The organism is Paenibacillus sp. PastM-3 (assembly GCF_029893965.1).
In the GTDB taxonomy this organism is placed as follows: Bacteria; Bacillota; Bacilli; order Paenibacillales; family Paenibacillaceae; genus Paenibacillus_AQ.
On sequence record NZ_JARXXP010000018.1, the window covers coordinates 1 to 16460 of the forward strand.

22 protein-coding genes are annotated in these 16460 nt (G+C 51.1%); 15 read left to right on the forward strand and 7 right to left on the reverse strand.

The features are described from left to right. Positions 1–213: 213 nt before the first annotated feature. Positions 214–405, reverse strand: a complete 192-nt coding sequence (locus M2108_RS21755; protein WP_042179246.1) for a hypothetical protein — start codon at positions 403–405, stop codon at positions 214–216. Between the two features lie 78 nt (positions 406–483). On the opposite strand from M2108_RS21755, the gene M2108_RS21760 reads away from it, so the two are divergent. Together M2108_RS21760 and M2108_RS21765 are read left to right on the forward strand one after the other, a co-directional pair. Continuing rightward, positions 484–957, forward strand: a complete 474-nt coding sequence (locus M2108_RS21760; RefSeq protein WP_277471449.1) for a GNAT family N-acetyltransferase — start codon at positions 484–486, stop codon at positions 955–957. A 52-nt stretch (positions 958–1009) separates the two neighbouring features. Further along, the gene (locus M2108_RS21765) at positions 1010–2068 is read left to right on the forward strand and encodes a leucine-rich repeat domain-containing protein (protein ID WP_277471450.1); all 1059 of its coding nucleotides are present in this window, start codon (positions 1010–1012) and stop codon (positions 2066–2068) included. Positions 2069–2209: 141 nt separating this feature from the next. Here the strand turns inward: M2108_RS21765 and M2108_RS21770 are convergent, their stop codons facing one another. Both M2108_RS21770 and M2108_RS21775 read right to left on the reverse strand, forming a co-directional pair. Then, positions 2210–3166 carry a hypothetical protein gene (locus M2108_RS21770; protein ID WP_277471451.1) on the reverse strand — a complete coding sequence of 319 codons (957 nt, stop codon included), beginning with the start codon at positions 3164–3166 and terminating at the stop codon, positions 2210–2212. Then, positions 3163–3657, reverse strand: a complete 495-nt coding sequence (locus tag M2108_RS21775) for an RNA polymerase sigma factor (RefSeq protein ID WP_277471452.1) — start codon at positions 3655–3657, stop codon at positions 3163–3165. The genes M2108_RS21770 and M2108_RS21775 overlap by 4 nt, the downstream gene beginning before the upstream one ends. 208 nt (positions 3658–3865) lie before the next feature. Between M2108_RS21775 and M2108_RS21780 the strand changes: the two genes are divergently transcribed. The 9 genes from M2108_RS21780 to M2108_RS21820 all read left to right on the forward strand — a co-directional run bounded on the left by M2108_RS21780 (position 3866) and on the right by M2108_RS21820 (position 10925). After that, complete coding sequence (locus M2108_RS21780) at positions 3866–4654, forward strand: class I SAM-dependent methyltransferase (protein WP_277471453.1); 789 nt, start codon at positions 3866–3868, stop codon at positions 4652–4654. 66 nt (positions 4655–4720) lie between these two features. Next, entirely contained in the window at positions 4721–4927 is a 207-nt protein-coding gene (locus tag M2108_RS21785) for a hypothetical protein (RefSeq protein WP_277471454.1), read from the forward strand. Between the two features lie 269 nt (positions 4928–5196). Next, the gene (locus M2108_RS21790) at positions 5197–5877 is read left to right on the forward strand and encodes a response regulator transcription factor (protein WP_277471455.1); all 681 of its coding nucleotides are present in this window, start codon (positions 5197–5199) and stop codon (positions 5875–5877) included. Beyond that, positions 5874–7622: a sensor histidine kinase gene (locus tag M2108_RS21795; RefSeq protein WP_277471456.1), complete on the forward strand. Its 1749-nt coding sequence runs from the start codon at positions 5874–5876 to the stop codon at positions 7620–7622. Before M2108_RS21790 ends, M2108_RS21795 begins: the two co-directional genes overlap by 4 nt. Positions 7623–7662: 40 nt before the next feature. Further along, on the forward strand, positions 7663–8187 hold the full coding sequence (gene pssA, locus M2108_RS21800; protein ID WP_277471457.1) for a CDP-diacylglycerol--serine O-phosphatidyltransferase: 525 nt from the start codon (positions 7663–7665) through the stop codon (positions 8185–8187). Positions 8188–8191: 4 nt separating this feature from the next. Beyond that, on the forward strand, positions 8192–8686 hold the full coding sequence (locus M2108_RS21805; protein WP_277471458.1) for a DedA family protein: 495 nt from the start codon (positions 8192–8194) through the stop codon (positions 8684–8686). A 200-nt stretch (positions 8687–8886) separates the two neighbouring features. Further along, a complete protein-coding gene (locus M2108_RS21810; protein ID WP_277471459.1) occupies positions 8887–9723 on the forward strand; it encodes a YitT family protein in 837 nt (278 codons plus the stop codon). A 98-nt stretch (positions 9724–9821) separates the two neighbouring features. Continuing rightward, a complete protein-coding gene (locus tag M2108_RS21815; RefSeq protein WP_277471460.1) occupies positions 9822–9956 on the forward strand; it encodes a hypothetical protein in 135 nt (44 codons plus the stop codon). A gap of 192 nt (positions 9957–10148) precedes the next feature. Continuing rightward, complete coding sequence (locus tag M2108_RS21820; RefSeq protein ID WP_277471461.1) at positions 10149–10925, forward strand: 2-phosphosulfolactate phosphatase; 777 nt, start codon at positions 10149–10151, stop codon at positions 10923–10925. 121 nt (positions 10926–11046) lie between these two features. Here the strand turns inward: M2108_RS21820 and M2108_RS21825 are convergent, their stop codons facing one another. From M2108_RS21825 to M2108_RS21835, 3 genes are all read right to left on the reverse strand, one after another. Beyond that, the gene (locus tag M2108_RS21825; RefSeq protein WP_277471462.1) at positions 11047–11589 is read right to left on the reverse strand and encodes an ImmA/IrrE family metallo-endopeptidase; all 543 of its coding nucleotides are present in this window, start codon (positions 11587–11589) and stop codon (positions 11047–11049) included. A 120-nt stretch (positions 11590–11709) separates the two neighbouring features. Beyond that, the gene (locus M2108_RS21830) at positions 11710–11886 is read right to left on the reverse strand and encodes a YjfB family protein (RefSeq protein WP_277471463.1); all 177 of its coding nucleotides are present in this window, start codon (positions 11884–11886) and stop codon (positions 11710–11712) included. Between the two features lie 410 nt (positions 11887–12296). Beyond that, the gene (locus M2108_RS21835) at positions 12297–12734 is read right to left on the reverse strand and encodes a NucA/NucB deoxyribonuclease domain-containing protein (protein WP_277471464.1); all 438 of its coding nucleotides are present in this window, start codon (positions 12732–12734) and stop codon (positions 12297–12299) included. A gap of 138 nt (positions 12735–12872) precedes the next feature. Here M2108_RS21835 and M2108_RS21840 point away from each other — a divergent pair, with 138 nt between their 5' ends. The 4 genes from M2108_RS21840 to M2108_RS21855 all read left to right on the forward strand — a co-directional run bounded on the left by M2108_RS21840 (position 12873) and on the right by M2108_RS21855 (position 16214). Further along, the gene (locus M2108_RS21840; protein ID WP_277471465.1) at positions 12873–13292 is read left to right on the forward strand and encodes a cytidine deaminase; all 420 of its coding nucleotides are present in this window, start codon (positions 12873–12875) and stop codon (positions 13290–13292) included. 158 nt (positions 13293–13450) lie between these two features. Next, positions 13451–14914 carry a glycosyl hydrolase gene (locus tag M2108_RS21845; RefSeq protein WP_277471466.1) on the forward strand — a complete coding sequence of 488 codons (1464 nt, stop codon included), beginning with the start codon at positions 13451–13453 and terminating at the stop codon, positions 14912–14914. Positions 14915–15074: 160 nt separating this feature from the next. Then, positions 15075–15689 carry a hypothetical protein gene (locus M2108_RS21850; protein WP_277471467.1) on the forward strand — a complete coding sequence of 205 codons (615 nt, stop codon included), beginning with the start codon at positions 15075–15077 and terminating at the stop codon, positions 15687–15689. Positions 15690–15911: 222 nt separating this feature from the next. Beyond that, a complete protein-coding gene (locus tag M2108_RS21855; RefSeq protein WP_277471468.1) occupies positions 15912–16214 on the forward strand; it encodes a YolD-like family protein in 303 nt (100 codons plus the stop codon). A 3-nt stretch (positions 16215–16217) separates the two neighbouring features. Here the strand turns inward: M2108_RS21855 and M2108_RS21860 are convergent, their stop codons facing one another. Continuing rightward, positions 16218–16379, reverse strand: coding sequence for a hypothetical protein (locus M2108_RS21860; protein WP_277471469.1), 162 nt, complete (start codon positions 16377–16379; stop codon positions 16218–16220). Positions 16380–16460: the final 81 nt, after the last annotated feature.

Below are 16460 nucleotides of genomic sequence, written 5' to 3' on the forward strand. Positions count from 1 at the left end.
CTTCTTCTTGGTAGCAGCCCCTTTAAAAAATAAGGGGAGAGGGGCTTAGTTTCGTGCGGCCTTTTAAGCTACTTTGGTTTATTTTCAGGATAGAATCTTTGCCAAATGACCGAGAAGCCCATTCTGTTGTACAAAGTACAATAGAATCCATTTTACGCCCTTTTTCCTCTGGCCCTCGTCTACTGCTTTACATTAAAAAAGCCCGCCAGGGGCTCAAAACTTCTCTGGATTCTCAATTTTCATCGAGGCGATTTCGCCGCATCTTTTACAGAACGTGTAGATCACTCCCGAGCCTAAGGAAAACGCCTTGTTGATCGGCATCACGCGGGCATAACCATTATTTAGCTTGCCCTTAACGAATTCGGTTCTTCCGCATGCTTTACAAGCTGGCTGTGCCTGGTTCATCGTATCCACCCCGCAGAAAGTATTTTAATAGTATACGCTGAGTTCAGTTATTATGTTTCATGAACAGGAGCCCCCCATATGAAAATCAGAACTTTCACCGAGCAGGACATCGCCCAGATTGTCACTCTTTTCTACGAAACGGTACATTCGGTCAACAAACGGGATTACTCGCAGGAACAGCTCAACGCCTGGGCGTCGTATGAGGATGAAAGTCAGCGGCTTAGCACATGGAAGGACGCTCTGAGCCGTAACATCACCTTGGTTGTAGAGAATAATGGCGTAATCGCCGGGTTTGCAGATATGACGGCCCAGGGGTATTTGGACAGGCTTTTTGTACATAAGGAATATCAGCGGCAGGGAATTGCATCGGCACTCGTAAATACCCTGGAGGCGGAGGCACACAGGCTGGATTTGACTGAGATCCGTACGGAAGCGAGTATAACGGCGAAGCCTTATTTTGAGCAAGCAGGTTTTGAGGTGGTCAGGCAGCAGGTTGTGGAACGCAAGGGTGTGAAGCTGGAAAATTATATTATGGTGAAAAGCTTGCGCTGAAATCGGCCAAACGAATGTCTTCGAATGGAATACAGGGAGGGGCTACAACAGGATGGAAATGCATACAGACCCCCGGGGGGAAGCCTACAGGCAGGTTATCGATTTAGGTATACAGAATGCTGAATGGTTTGTGCTGGGGGAGAAGTTTTCGACTGAACCTGGGGTGGATACATCAGCAAGGGAGCGATACGCACCTGTCTTAAATCATCTGAAGCCTTACCTCGTGAAGACCATTGTGATTCAGGACAAGGATACGAAAGAAATCATGAAGGAACTTGGCGAGCTCAAAAATACATATGACAGTCACGCCTTTTACGGCTCGGGCACGTACTATTTCTACCGTTGCTGTGAGGAGAGCGGGAATGTGCTGAAGCAAGCAGCCAACCGGTTGGCGGACTGGATGTATCCCAAGCTGCCGGAGGATTTGTGTTTCCTCAAAAAAGAAGGCGGGGACTATCTCTACTCAGTCGTGCATGAACGCATCTATGGTATGGAAGTAACGGAGGAAGAGGCAGCGGGGCTGATGGAGCAAGTTACGGGGCTCTTCATGGAGCTTGCGGCGCACCGGGAGCTGGACTGTCTGCTGGATGATGCCATCAGGCACAGGACAGACAAGCTGTACATCAGCGGATACCGGCTGACGGAGCTGCCTGAGCGGATAAGGGAGCTTGGCGGGCTGCGGGAGCTGGAGATTTTTGAGCAGGATCTGTATCGTCTGCCGGACGGGCTGTTTGAGCTGGAAAAGCTGGAGCGCTTAATAATCATGACGGCTGATCTGCAACAGATTCCTGGATCCATAAACAGGCTAAAAAATCTGAAAGAGCTCACCATCCAGTGTGCCAGCTCAGACCGCCCGGTACCCGGTTACCAAGCCAAACCTAAAGAGGAGATTAGCCTGAACCGCATACCGCCGGAGATCGGAGAGCTGGAGCAGCTGGAGCGGCTCACCATACAGTACACCGCGATCCGGGAGCTGCCGGTTGAACTGACTAAGCTGAAAAAGCTGCAGGTTCTGGATCTCGGGATGTGCATGATTCCGGAAAAGCCGGGCTTTTTGCGGGAGATGCAGCAGCTGAAGTATATCAATCTGTCGCAGGACTCTTTATGGTGAGGAAAACCGCAGAAAGAAAAAGACGGACAAGCAGAAGAAGGATCATGAAAAACGGGTACACAGCAAAGCAGCCCGCCTACAAAGGCCGGGCTGCTTTGTTTATCTCAGGCTCTGCCCGTTGCCGCGGGCCATAGCCATCTCTTATTGAGTCATGCTGTCCCACAGCGCCTGGAATACGCTGGATTCGACTTCAAAGAACACCGGTGCATTGCCGTAGCGCACTAGCCCCTGGCCGAAGAGCACCAGCTGAACCTGTGCTTTATCTTCCAGCTCCAGATAGACAATCTTACGGTCTTCGCTCTCGTAGATGCCTTGCTCCATCAGCGGCTCAGCGGCTAATGGTTTGGCAGCTTCAAGTGCTGACAGGAAGCCGTCAAGGGCTTCGCCGCCGGCAAGCGGTGCATACTGCTGCTGGCCGTTGTTCCAGCTGTCGAAGCTTTCCCACTGGGCCGAGGCGACCCGGCCTTCGAGGTTCAGCTTGCCGATCAGGTCGGCGCCGCTGTTGACGGTAATGCCGTTGGTATGCTCATACAGATCAGCAAATACCTGACCGTCGATTTCCGAGTAGGACATGATCAGGAAGCCGGAATCGTAACCTTTTACAGTATAGATATCCGTCACGCCGATGTTGGAGGACAGCTCAGTATAACCATCCTTGCCGGTCCATTCGTCAATGCCGCCTGTAGTGGTTCCCAGCTTGTCGCCGCGCAGGGCGGCAGCGTCTGCAGCGTCAATACGGGTAGCGGACTGTGTATATACATTACCTTCATATACAACCAGCTGGATCATGTTTGCCTGCACCTGGGCATTCGGATCTGGAAGCTCCACCTTAGGAATAGTGATGCCCGTTCCCGGGTCTACCTGGGCCACCTGCGCCGGAGCCGCCGGGCCATTGATTTGCTGCCAGATATTCGGCCCTGCGAGGCCGATCCCGGCGGCGATTACCAGACTTGCTGCGATGTACATTGTTTTGCGCGGGCGTTTGCGCTCCTGCTGCTGCTGTTCCAGCCTGCTGATCAATCCGTTTTTCATCTCTTCACCTGGTTTCATGGAATCCACCGCTTTCTTGTATTGTTGTCGAAACTGTTTGTCGTTCACTCGGTTTCCGCTCCTTCCAGCTCCAGTTTTAACAGCTGCCGTCCCCGCTGAAGCCTCATCTTCACAGCGGACTCACTGATCTGCAGAATGCTGCTGATTTTCTGTACAGAATAATCCTCGTAGTAATATAGATGGATCACTGTTTTGACCTTCACAGGCAAGGCCATTACGAGCTGAAGCAGCGCCAGATCCTCAGGACCGTCCGCAGCCAGCGCCTCGGCGCCGTCCAGCTTAACTTCACGTTTGCGCCAGCCTCTGCCCAGCATCGTTTTGCAGGTGTTGGTAAGCACGCGGATCAGCCAGGCTTTCTGGTGCTCGGCATCATTGAAATCCGGCGCTTTCTCCATCAGCTTGATGAATGTATCCTGAACGGCCTCCTCGGCATCCTGGCGTCTGCCCAAATGGACCATAGCAATCCTGAATAGCATATCTGAATAAGCCTCGTAACTCTTTATCACATGATTTCCCGGCCGGATCATGGATCGCTGCATAATGCAATGACCTCCTTTATACCTGTAACACCATTACGAACGGGATTTGGTCACATTTTGTTTCCGGGAATTTATATAAATCTGATTACGCCAGGGGGGAACGGGGTGAAATCCGGTAATTATGCATTTACCGCTATCTAACCTTCGGCCTTTGTAGTAAACTGATAACTCTGGAATAAATTCCATATTTATCAAGGGGGCTGAATGTATGCAGGAACAACTGGCACGTGCCAACAAGGCGGCTTGGGAAACGAAGGCTTATCAGGCTTGGGTGCAGCATCACGGGGCTCCGGAGGCGCTTGCCGAAGAATTGAAGAAGGACCCCCGGCACCCGCTGCGTTACTGGCTGAAATACACAGGTGATCCGTCCGGCAAAAAAGTCCTTAACCTGCTGGGCTCCCACGGCAGAAAAGCGATCCCCCTGGCTCTGCTTGGTGCAGAGGTGACGGTGGTCGATATTTCGGCGGAGAACCGCCGGTATTGCCTTGAGGTTGCGGCTGCGGCGGGTGTGCAGCTGAATTATATCTGCTCGGATGTCCTGCATATCCCGGATGAAGAAAGTCTCGGGCAATTCGATTATGTGCTGATGGAGTTTGGGGTTTTGCATTATTTTACTGATCTGAAGCCTTTGTTCACACTGGTGAATCGCAGGCTGGGTGCAGATGGACGGCTGCTGTTGACGGATTTTCATCCGTTTGCCAGGGCGTGGAAGATCACAGAGACGCTCCGGCAGCCGACAGGTAACTATTTTGACGATACGGTCCGGGAAGGTGAGGTGGCCTTTGCCAGGCTGCTCCCGGAATCAGAGCGTTCAGGATTATCCAGCGTTCTGACGAGGGCCTGGCCAGTGGGCGATATTCTTACAGCAGTCGCGGCGAGCGGGCTGTATATCCGTACCTTTGAAGAGATCCGTAACGCAGCCGATCCGAGCTTTCCCGAGTTCTATACCCTGATTGCCGACAAAACAAATGTGCAGCTGTCTCCGCTGAATCCCTGATTTTAGGCATTAGACAACCAAACGTAAGCATATGGGTACATAAAACACTATTGGGGTGGTGGACCAGTGCTGCGTAACCATGAGTTCAGAGTTTATATCATTACCAAAGGGGATATTCTCCGGTTTGTAGCGATAGAGATCGTGCTTGGAACGATGACCTACTCTATTGCGATGAAGTTGTTCCATAACGTGATTTTGGCCAGTGCGGGCGGCTGGGCGGGGACAGAAGGCTTCAAGAGGCTGATTATGCTGAAGAATCTTTTGGCAAAATAAACATAGCAGCAGGGCGGCCATCCTTATAAGGATGGTCTTTTTGTATAAGACTGATCGAGCAGAGAGGCAGCGATTGATATTCCCGGCACACTGGATCTTCGTCAGCAAAAATTTCACAGCGGATGCAGAAAAGGATCTGCGGAACTTCAAGTCTCCTATACCTTTGCTTCTTGGGGATGACGATATTAATGTAGAAGTATAAGGGCACATAAAGGACATAACATCAAGTTATGCTAGTACCAATAACATGTTTGAAGGCGGGGACTGGATTGAAGAAGAAGCTTCTGCTCGTCGAGGATGAAATCCGGATCCGCGAGCTGGTGTCAGACTATTTCATACAGGACGGCTGGGAAGTATGTGAAGCAGACAATGGTCAGGATGCGCTGCTCTGGTTCAGCTCCCAGCTGCCGGATCTGATCATCCTGGATATTATGATGCCCAGGCTGAACGGGTTCGAGGTGTGCCGGGAGATCCGCCGGCAATCGGCGATTCCCATTATTCTGCTGACGGCAAAGTCTGCAGATGACGACAAAATATACGGCTTTGAAGTCGGGGCGGACGATTATGTGACGAAGCCGTTCAGTCCCAAGGTGCTGGTTGCGCGGGCCAATGCGCTGATGAAGCGGGTTGAAGGCGGTCATCTGCCGGATTCCGGCAGCCTCAAATTCGGCTCTGCGGTCTTTAACACTTCTGCCCACCGGCTGGAAATCGGAGGTGCAGAGGTGGAGCTTGCCCCCAAAGAATATGAGCTGTTATGGCTGCTGATCCGCAATAAAGGCATTGCCGTCTCCCGTGATACCATTCTCAGCCGGGTCTGGGGCATAGAATTTGACGGGGATTCCCGGGTCGTTGACAGCCATATCAAGAAGCTGCGCAGCAAGCTGGGTGCAGAATCACGCTGTATCCGTACGGTGGTCGGCACCGGCTATATGTTCGAGGAAGAGACATGAGAAGGCAGGGAATCACTTTTAAGCTGTTTGTGATGACGGTGATCTTTTTTCTCTGCTTTTACGGGATGGTCATTCTGAGTCAGCTGCTGTTCTTTGACGGGTTCTACCAGCAGCAGAAGGAGGGCCGGGTCGAAAAGCATCTCAAAAGCTTTGGTGCAAGCTACATCAGTGAGCAGTGGAGCGGCAGCCGGCTGTCTCAGGAGCTGGCCCGTTTTATGCTGCGCAACAAGACACAGCTGGCGATTGTGAAGCTGGACGGCAAGATGAATTCGGATGACCCATATCATATGAAGCTGCGGACGAAGGAGGGCAGGGAGCTGGTTGTTTCCCTGTCGATGTTCATGAGTGAATACGGGGAGGCGCTGAGGGCGGCAGATATCAAGGAAGAGGATACGCTGACGCTTGAGGGAGAGCTTTTTGAAGGAGACAGCAGCACTCCGGATCTGATCTATCCTGTAAGGATAACCGCCAGCGGGGGAACGATAGGGATGCATGAGGAGGGAATGACGCGGCTGTCAGGAACCGTCACAGAAATTGTGCTGCCCGATCTCAAAATATGGAATCCGCGCCAGGGGATTCTGCTGGAGGCACTGGAGGAATGGTTCCCGCTGACGTCTGAGCACAAGGCGGGTTTTGAGCAGCTGGAAATGCAGAAGCAGGAGTGGACCGCTCCCTGGAGCGGGATCCGCAATTCTGTCATTATTTTTCCTGTCCGGCAGACCGGCGGAGAGATCGAGCTCCTGTTCACGGTTACCTCCCTGCAGGATGTCAAGGATTCAAATGAAGCGCTTCGCTGGTTCTTTTTATATCTGGGGCTGGGCGGGCTTGCGCTGATTCTGATCCTCTCGCTGTTCTTCTCCAAGATGGTCACCAGGCCGCTGATCAAGCTGAATAATATCGCCAAACGGATGGTCTCACTGGACTTTACAGGAGATAACTCGATCCGGCAAAAGGATGAGCTGGGCAGCCTCTCAAACAGCATGTTCACCTTATCGGTAAGCCTGGATTCGGCACTTCGCGAGCTGCGTGAGGCTAACCGGCAGCTGGTGGAGGAGATGGAGCATAAACAGCGGATGGAGATAATGCAGCAGGACTTTTTTGCCAATGCATCGCATGAGCTGAAGACTCCGCTAAGTATTATTAAGGGCTTCGCTGAGGGACTGGAGGATGGTGTGAGTGCAGGCAAGCAGGATCACTACATTAAGGTCATTATTGAGGAAGCCGACAAAATGGAGTTCCTGGTAAAGGATATGCTGGATTTGGCCAGGCTGGAGTCTGGCACCATCAAGCTGCAGAAGAGCTCTTTTATGCTGAGTGAGCTGACAGAAAAGGTAGCTGACAAGCTGATCCATCTCTTGGACGGCAAGGGGCTGAAGGTGGTTGTTATTCCGGTGAACGAGCCGCCGGTGTATGCCGACAGCAACTGGATCGAACAGGTGGTGCTTAATTTCATGACCAATGCCATCCGGCATGCGGACGAAGGAAGCACGGTGACCGTCAGGATCGATGGGCAGGGGCAGACCTGTGTCTTCAGCATTCATAATCAAGGGGAGCCTGTTCCGGAGGATCAGCTGCAGCAGATCTGGGAACGGTTCTACCGGGCCGAGCCCTCCCGCAGCAGGCTGACAGGCGGAACCGGGCTGGGGCTGTCCATTACTAAACGGATTCTGGATATGCACGGCTGCCGGTATAAAGTGGAAAACATCGGGAATGGCGTCTGTTTCAGTGTGTTCTTTGAAGGATGAGCAGGCGGCCGGCATCGTACTGAAAAGGAGTGGAGTAATTGTGAGATGGAACTGGCTGCCCTCAATGTGCACGCTGGGTAACCTGGGGCTGGGATCATTATCCCTGCTGTATACGATACAGGAGCGCTATGAGCTGGCATTATTTATGATTTTGCTTGCCGCATTTTGCGATGTGATGGACGGAATGCTGGCAAGAATGCTGGACTGTACCAGCGAGTTCGGTAAGCAATTGGATTCACTGGCTGATATAATCTCATTCGGACTGGCACCGACATTTCTCATATTGTTATACAAGCTGGACAATGTGCACTGGCTGGGGCCGGCTGCCGCCGTTGTTTTTTTGATCTGCGGTGCGCTGCGTCTGGCCAGATTCAATATATCAGCCCCGTCCCGGGGCTTCACCGGTATGCCGATTACAGCAGCCGGCGTGATTTTGTCTATGCTCTCATTAGTTGTTGAATATATGAAACCGGGATGGGTCATCATGATGATGGGTCTGTTATCCGTAATGATGATCAGTCATATTCCGTTTCCGTCACTTAAAAAATACGTTAACAGGAAGTGAGTTCATGCCCTGGATCATAGAGATGATTACGCAATACGGATATTTGGCAGTCTTCCTGCTCATGGCACTGGGAATTCTCGGCATTCCTGTACCGGACGAGCTGCTGATGCTGTTCGTAGGCTATCTGTGCTCGGTTATGGTGCTCAATTATTCCGTTTCCGTAGTGGTTTGCTTCATGGGAGCCATAACAGGCACGCTGATCAGCTATACTATCGGGCGGAGAGTGGGACAGCCGGTTGTCGAGAGATTCGGTAAATGGGTGGGCCTTACCCCCAGGCGGTTTGCCAGTGTTAAAAGATGGTTTCACAAATTCGGCCACTGGACGGTGTTTATTGCCTACTTCATTCCCGGATTAAGACATGTCTGCAGCTACATTTCCGGCATCAGCGCCATGTCGTTCCGGAAGTATCTGCTGATTACCACAGCCGGTGCCCTGATCTGGTCCATTTTGTTTGTTTCTATCGGCTACTTTATCGGAGCCAGGTTGTCCTTTGCATAGCAGAGAAAATTCCGGAGTGTCCATCGGCTAACAATACCCGCGGCGTATTTACATTCCATAGATTGCTTGTTATGATCAGAAGTATCAAAAGAGCTTACCCGAAGCGATTAAAGGATGAAAGACCTCCTTTAGTCGCTTTTTTTTGTGGGTTATTTACCGGGTTATTTTGTAGACATTGTACTGTATTGGAGGCGTTTTGTATGAAAAAAAGAGGTTACGAGCTGTTCATGCTGCTGGTTGGAGCGTTTTTGTTTGCGCTGGCAGTCAATGTGTTTATTATCCCCAATGATTTTGGTGAAGGGGGAGTAACCGGGGTATCGATCATTCTCTTTTATCTGCTGAAATGGTCGCCGGCACTGGTCGGCTTTACGCTCAACGGAATATTGCTGATTATCGGCTACAAGCTGCTGGATAACAAAACAATCATCTATACCATTATTGCCGTTGCTTTCAACTCCCTGTTCCTGTATCTGACCGAGAACTGGCGGATTGATTCCAGTGAGCCGGTGATTAATGCGGTCTTTGCCGGTCTGCTTGCCGGTGGCGGGATCGGATTAATTATCCGGGTTGGCGGTACAACGGCAGGAACGACGATTCTGGCCCGGCTGGCCAATAAATACTGGGACTGGAATATCAGCTATGCGCTGTTGTTCTTTGATCTGATCGTTGCCGGTCTGTCCGTCTTTGTCATCGGGCTCGAGAAGGTGATGTTCACCTTCGTTATTCTCTTCATTGGAACCAAGGCAATGGAGTTCATCATTGAGGGGGTAAACCCCAAAAAGGCAGTAACGATCATATCGGCTGAGCACGACCGCATTGCGGCCAAGGTTACCGAGCTTATGGACCGCGGAGTGACGGTGCTGCGGGGCTACGGCTATTATACCGGTGAGGACAAAAACGTGCTCTACATCGCCATCAGCAAACAGGAGGTATCCATGCTCAAAAAAATCGTGCGGGCCGAGGACAAACATGCCTTTGTCACCATTCATGATGTGCGTGATGTGTTCGGCGAAGGGTTTATTGATATCTCCAAATAAAGGCAGCCGGGCGAAAAGTCATTGCCGTTTCACCCAATCAGCAGCGGGCAAGTCACATATGCTATAGTGTATTCTCAATCATGAAGGAGGAATTGGTAATGGGTTGTTATGGTGAAAATGTAGGTCCGGTTGGCGGAGCAAACTGCGGATACGGCAGTCCTTTTACTTCTACTGCTGCAATTCTGGTATTGTACATCCTGCTGGTAATCATCACTAAGGCTTTCTGGGTATAATAAACTTGATAAAACGTGCTCTGCCGGACTTCCGGCAGGGCTATTTCTTTGGAAGCTGAAGCAGGATCTGCAGGATATTTCCATAAAAAATTAAATAAAACGGTAATTTGGCGGTTCGCAGGCTGCCTTCTATGGGTAACTCCCTCTTTGAAGGTTCATATAAGATGAGTCCTGAAGAGAGGAGGGAATCCTGTGTTTTATGATCAGTCGCCCTATGACATTAAACTGGAATGGGGCCAAAGAGGGGCGAGGGCTGCAGCAGAACGTGGGGACATCGTCGTTATGGTCGATGTACTAAGCTTCTCCTCGACCGTAGTAACAGCGGTTCAGCACAAGGCTACCATCTATCCGTATCCTTCGCCGGTCAATGAGCAGGCCAAAGCTTATGCCAAGGGGCTCGGGGCAGAAATGATCCGCGGCAGAGCCGAAGCGCTCAGAGCAGGAGGGCATTCATTGTCGCCGCTGTCGTTCAGCTCGGCTGATTACGAGCGTGACTTTGTTCTGTGCTCCACGAACGGTGCAGCCTGCATATGGCTTGCGGCACAGGTACCCGCATTGCTGGTCGGCTGCCTCTTGAATGCTTCAGCTGTTGCCGACACTGCGAACAGACTGAGGCTTGAGCGGGGGACACCGGTTACCGTAGTGCCCTGCGGTGAGAAATGGCTGGATGTGATCGGTTCTGAAAACAATCTGCGTCCCGGCATCGAAGATTATCTGGGGGCTGGTCTGATACTCTCCAAGTTAGCCGGAAGCAAGTCTCCGGAAGCGGAGGTTTGCATCGGTGCTCTGAGATCTTCCGGGCAACGGATCAGGGAGCTGATATGGGAGTCTGCCAGCAGCCGTGAACTGCGGGAACGGGGATACGAAGCAGATGTGACCTACTGCTGCCAGGTGGATATCAGCTATGCCGTGCCGGTACTGCAGCATAACCGGTTTGTTAATTTACCCTCTCTTGCAAAGAAAAAATAAAATTTCAGCCTGGCTTAAGCAGAATTTCATAAGGAATTAAGTTAAGGGTTGTATAGTAATGACATACCCCCCTTATTCATAGATTTGGACCCTGCCGGACGCCGGCGGGGTCATTTTTTGGTTAACGAATATGTCGCTGGATGAATTTTCTCTCCTCGCTCCGTTCCATCACCGCCATCAGCTGCCCCTGAAATATCCGCCGCTGAATCTGGTCGATCCGCTGCAGCGCCAGCTCCTCGGGTACCTGGAACGTAGAAGCTAAGTAGTATACGGCATCCTCGCGCTGTTCGGGCAACGGTCCGGCAGAGATCATAGAGTAGGGCATAGCCGCATAGAGAATAAAACGCTCGGATTCGTCCTGCTGCGCCTGTGTGAAATGACCGGGCATCAGATTACGGTTGCCGGCATGGCGGAGCAGATGGCAGAGCTCATGAAGAAATTCGAGACGCTGCAGCTCCGGCGGAAGCCGGTTGTCCAGGAACATAGTGTACATGCCGGCTGAGGCCTCGACGCTCTTGCTGCGCACATCCAGGTAATGGACCCAGATGTTTAGCCGTTCAGCTATGTACATGATGGAAATATCTGCCGGCTTACGGACCTGCAGACGCTGATATAAATCTTCGGTCCAGCTCTCAAGCGCGGTCATTTGGTAGTAGTTTTTCACATTATCACCTCTAAATAAGATCGTATGTTCGTATTTATGGGTAAAAGAAAAGCCCGGAGGGCTAAGGATTACCGGTATCAGACCGGAACTGGCGTTCTTATGTATTTAAGAATAAATCAATTAAACCTGAATATCAAGTGTTTTTCCAAGATTCGGATGCGGGCTCTGCTGGAGCATCTGGGTCATATTCTGCGCCATGATTTCAGCTGAATTCTTGGCCATGCTCAGGACCTGAAGTCCGGCAGCCTGCTGCAGGGACACCTGGCTCATGGCAATGGATAAGGCGGCAATGTCCATTTCGCACCTCCTTTTTCATTAAAAATGGGGGTATGGCCGGCACTCCTAATGTATATCGACTGCATAGCGAAGATTTATTAGCCTTCATAAGGCGAAGAGAACTGTTTGCCGATTGGCCCAAACTGCAGGTATGCCTGCTACATACTCTGTGCTGTGGGCATTAAACATTTCAGGGAGGAATAAAAATGGGTGCAGAATACGGCTGCGGTTGCGACAATAATGTTGGGGGAGTAAATCAGGGACCTCCGGTAGTACCGGTAGTTAATCCTTGGATGACCTCTACCAATGCAATTCTGGTTCTGTTCATTTTGCTTGTTATTATTACAAAAGCCTGTATATTCTAAAATTAGTTCCGGCATATGCAGCTCCGCGCCACGCGAAAGCCCGTGCGGAGCTGCTGTTGTTGCTGCTTATTTGAACATAAACTCCACCCGGGTTCCGTCGGCATAGCCTTCCAGCTGATTGCCTACCCAGCTGCCTGCACCGCGGTTGTCGGCGGGAGTTATATATTCAATGTCTGCTCCGGTACCGCCCTCTGCGCACATTGCCATCGGCCACTCATCGCGGTCATAGCCTTTTTTGGTCGGTACCCCCTTGAGGGATTCCTTGCGGTTCTCCTCGGCGTCCTCGCGGTTGATCGTACATATCGCTGACTCACCGTTTCTGATCGCTTCCTGGATATGCTCCGCGGTTTCAGGGTAACGGTCTGAGGGGAATACCAGCTGTACAACCTCGGAACCGCCGGTGGAAGGCTCCCTTACGGACTGGCCGTTCTCCTCGAACCAGTAAGCTGCCAGAGCCAGCAGGACAACAATAATAAGACTGGGGATAAATTTCTGTTTGTTCACGTGCTCCTCCTGATTATGCTGAAATCTTGTTGCTGCGGTCTACTCAGTATAGCTTATAATTAGCAGATTTTAGTATACTAAATTAAGAAAATGGATTGGTAAGCCGGATGATGTCCGGAATGATCAGGAGGAGAACCGATGAAATATAGTATTTCAATTGAAGATGAAACGCTGGTTGCTGCCGCACAAGAGATTATAACAAAACGCTACGAATGGGAGAGGCATCATGTCAGTGCGGCGCTGCGCACCAGGACGGGCGAGATTTTTACGGCGGTGCATCTGGAGGCCAGTCTGTCCCGTGTAACGGTCTGCGCAGAGGCTATGGTGATCGGCAAGGCCATTTCGGAGGGCTACAAGGCATTTGATACCATTGTTGCAGTCAGGCATCCCGACCCGGATAGTGAAGACAGGGAAATCAGGGTGGTATCACCCTGCGGGATGTGCCGGGAGCTGATCGCCGATTACGCCAGTGACTGCAAAGTAATACTTCCCGGGGATGAGGGGCTGGCCAAAGCCGATATTCTTGATCTGCTGCCCCTTCGTTATTCCCGCAAGTAAGCAGCAAGCTTGTTTTTAGTATACATACAGGTAATGTCATGTTTTAAACCCAATATATTTAAAAATAAAATGAATATCGGTTTACCCGCCATCCCATCCGCCGCTTCCCTGTAACGTTTGTCCCCATACAATGGTACAAAAAAAGGATGGTGGAACAGATGGAACAGCGCATACTCCGGGATCTGCTCGATTCAGCATCCCGGCTGGTTAACGATGCAGCATGGCAGTCTGCCTTCCGCGCCTTGCTGCGGGCTCCTGCCGATGAGAAGCTGGCAGCTCCGGCGCTGAATCTCCTGAACAGGCTATACACGCTTCAAGGCAGAGGCATTATCAGCGGAATACACGATTATCTGGAAAGTGCGGATGAGTTCAGCAACAAGCTTAAGGATACAAGCGGTCAATATGCCGGGCTTCACGGCTACGAGATGGGAGCGATCGGCAACCAGACTGAAGCGCTGATAGCCAGCCAGCGTCAGTGGGTGACAGACAGTGCCATCCGCTGGCACAAGGCTGGAGGAATTGTAACCATGAGCTACCATGCCAGTCTGCCGGGAACAGCTCAGGCGTGGTCAAATGTCTCGATGAATCTCAGCGAAGCGAATTTTGCCAAATATATCACACCTGGTACGCCTCAGTATACAGCACTGCTGGCGGATCTCGACAAAACGGCTATCTACCTGAAGAAACTGAATGACGCGGGTGTTCCCGTTCTCTGGAGGCCTTATCATGAGATGAACGGCGGGTGGTTCTGGTGGGGACAGAAAACCCGCTTCCTGGAGCTGTGGAATCTGATGTTCGAGCGTTATACGGTCTACCACGGCCTGCATAATCTGCTGTGGGTGTGGAGCCCCAATGCCAAAAACCAGTGGAGCGAGGAGCCTGCCAAATACTATCCCGGCGCAGGCAGGGTGGATGTGCTGGCCATGGACATCTATGACGGGGATTATAAGGCCAGTCATCATGACGGCTTATGGGACCTGGGACGCGGCAAGCTGATTGCCATCGGTGAGAACGGGAAGCTGCCTTCACCGGCAGAGCTGGCGAAATCGCAGAACAAATGGTCCTACCAGCTGACCTGGGCCAAGCTGCTGTATGAGCAGAATACGGAGGCGGTGATCAAGTCTTTTATGAATGACAGCTTTGTGATTACCAGAGAAGAGTATAAAGCGTTGGCCGCTGAAGGGGAGCAAACACATCCTCCTGGAATTAAGGGGGAGTATTTCAATAACATCACGCTGAGCGGAGCTCCCGCACTGATCCGGACAGATTCCACAATTAACTTTTCATGGAGACAGGCGAGCCCTGATCCGTTAATCAATGCCGACTTCTTCGCGGTACGCTGGACCTGTAAACTGAAGCCAGATTTCAGCGAAACCTATAATCTCTACACCTACTCGGATGACGGCATACGGGTGTGGGTTGACGGGGTTCCCGTCATCGACAGCTGGATCAAGCAGAGCGGCACAGAGCGTACAGGAACTGTAGAGCTGATACAAGGCAAGCTGCATGAGCTGAAGGTAGAGTATTATGAAAACCAGGGGGATGCCAAGGCTATTCTGATGTGGGAGAGCCACAGCCAGCCCCGGGCCGTCATTCCCGCCACAGCTTATGTGCTTGCTTAATCAGGTATGTTTGCAGAAGATCTCCAAAATTTTTGGAGATCTTTTTGCGATGAAGACGCTTTAAATTTGAAATTTGGAGCTTTCGAGTTTTTTTTACATTTATTTCATTTGCACTTTACAAAACCCGCCATTATTCTGTTAAGTGGAGGGATTTGAGACGATGAAAAAAGCCTTACTGATAACCGTACTTTTAATGGTAATGATCCTTAATGCCTGCAGCAATAACAGCTCTGCGCCAGCTTCAGAGGAGGAGGTTCAGGAGACTGTACAGAACTTCTACAATGAAATGACGAAGTTCGACGAAATGGGTAAATCGTCGCTGGAAAATTTCAATACGACATTAACCTCTTACTCGACAGGAGCGGCCACGGACAAGGAGCTTGAAGAGGCGCTTGATTCTTTTCAGGATACAGCCTCAGATATTGCTGACCAGGTCAAAGATGTGGAAATTTCCAAGAGTCTGCCGGAAAATATTGAGACTCTGCTGAGAGATGCAGCCTTTGCGTTCCAGAGCGCCTATTCCATCAAAGAGCAGGCTTCGCAAAGTGCGGCTTCCCCGGAGGTAACAGCAGACGAGTTCAACGCCATGAACCAGCAGGCGGATGTAGCAATGCTGTACGGGATCTCCAAAGTGAATCAAGCCAGAGTCGCCGTAGGATTGCTGGATGAGGACAGCGCAGCTGAGACAGAACTGGGGACTGTTCCCGGAACCGTGGTGGGTACAGAAGCAGATGCCGTGGATACCGGAGCACTAACGAATACAAGCACAGAATAAAGCAATTTTTTATGCGGATTATGAACTTTATTAGAGGCGCTGTACAGCTTGGCTGTGCGCGCCTTTTGCTTGCAACCTGCAGCATGTACCAGTGAATGGAAATTCGTCTGTTGTCATTTTTTGATGCTTGATTAAAAACCGGATATGCAGATATAATAATACAAACATATGTTCGTATTAATGGAGCGTGAGTGATTACCAACAACATAAGGAGGAACGGCGATGGGCAAACAGCTGGAGGAAGGCCTGCAGGGAGGTCTTGTTCACAGGAACGAAGAGGATGCACTGCATCTAGATGAACCCGCTGCAAATCAGCGGAGACTGGAAGGGATTGAGAGTACGCTTGCACAATCGCTCCGGAGTCATATCCGTATAACACTGGTATTGCATGGTGAGGGTGAGGGCAGGCAGCTGAGCGGTTTTGTCACCTCCATTCATACCCACTCGCGTGAGATTAAGCTGCAGTGGGCAGAGGAATGGAAATGGGTTCGTATAGATGACATCGCGGAGGCTTACATCGCCTAATACCTAATATATGGCTGGGCCGTCTGTTTTCTCATAGGCGATTAGTGTGACCTCTTTGTTGCCTGTTATCCGGGCAATGGCTTCCTCGGCCTGCCGGATCACCTCAACGGCGTCCTTCCGGTCGCTAAGCGCGGCAATCTTATAGCTGTCACTGTGAATGTCCATGGGCTAATCCGCCTTTCGGGAATGGAGTTCATTTCGGATAGTGTGGCCTTTTAGGCGGGAAAACATCCAAAGCTTCTGATC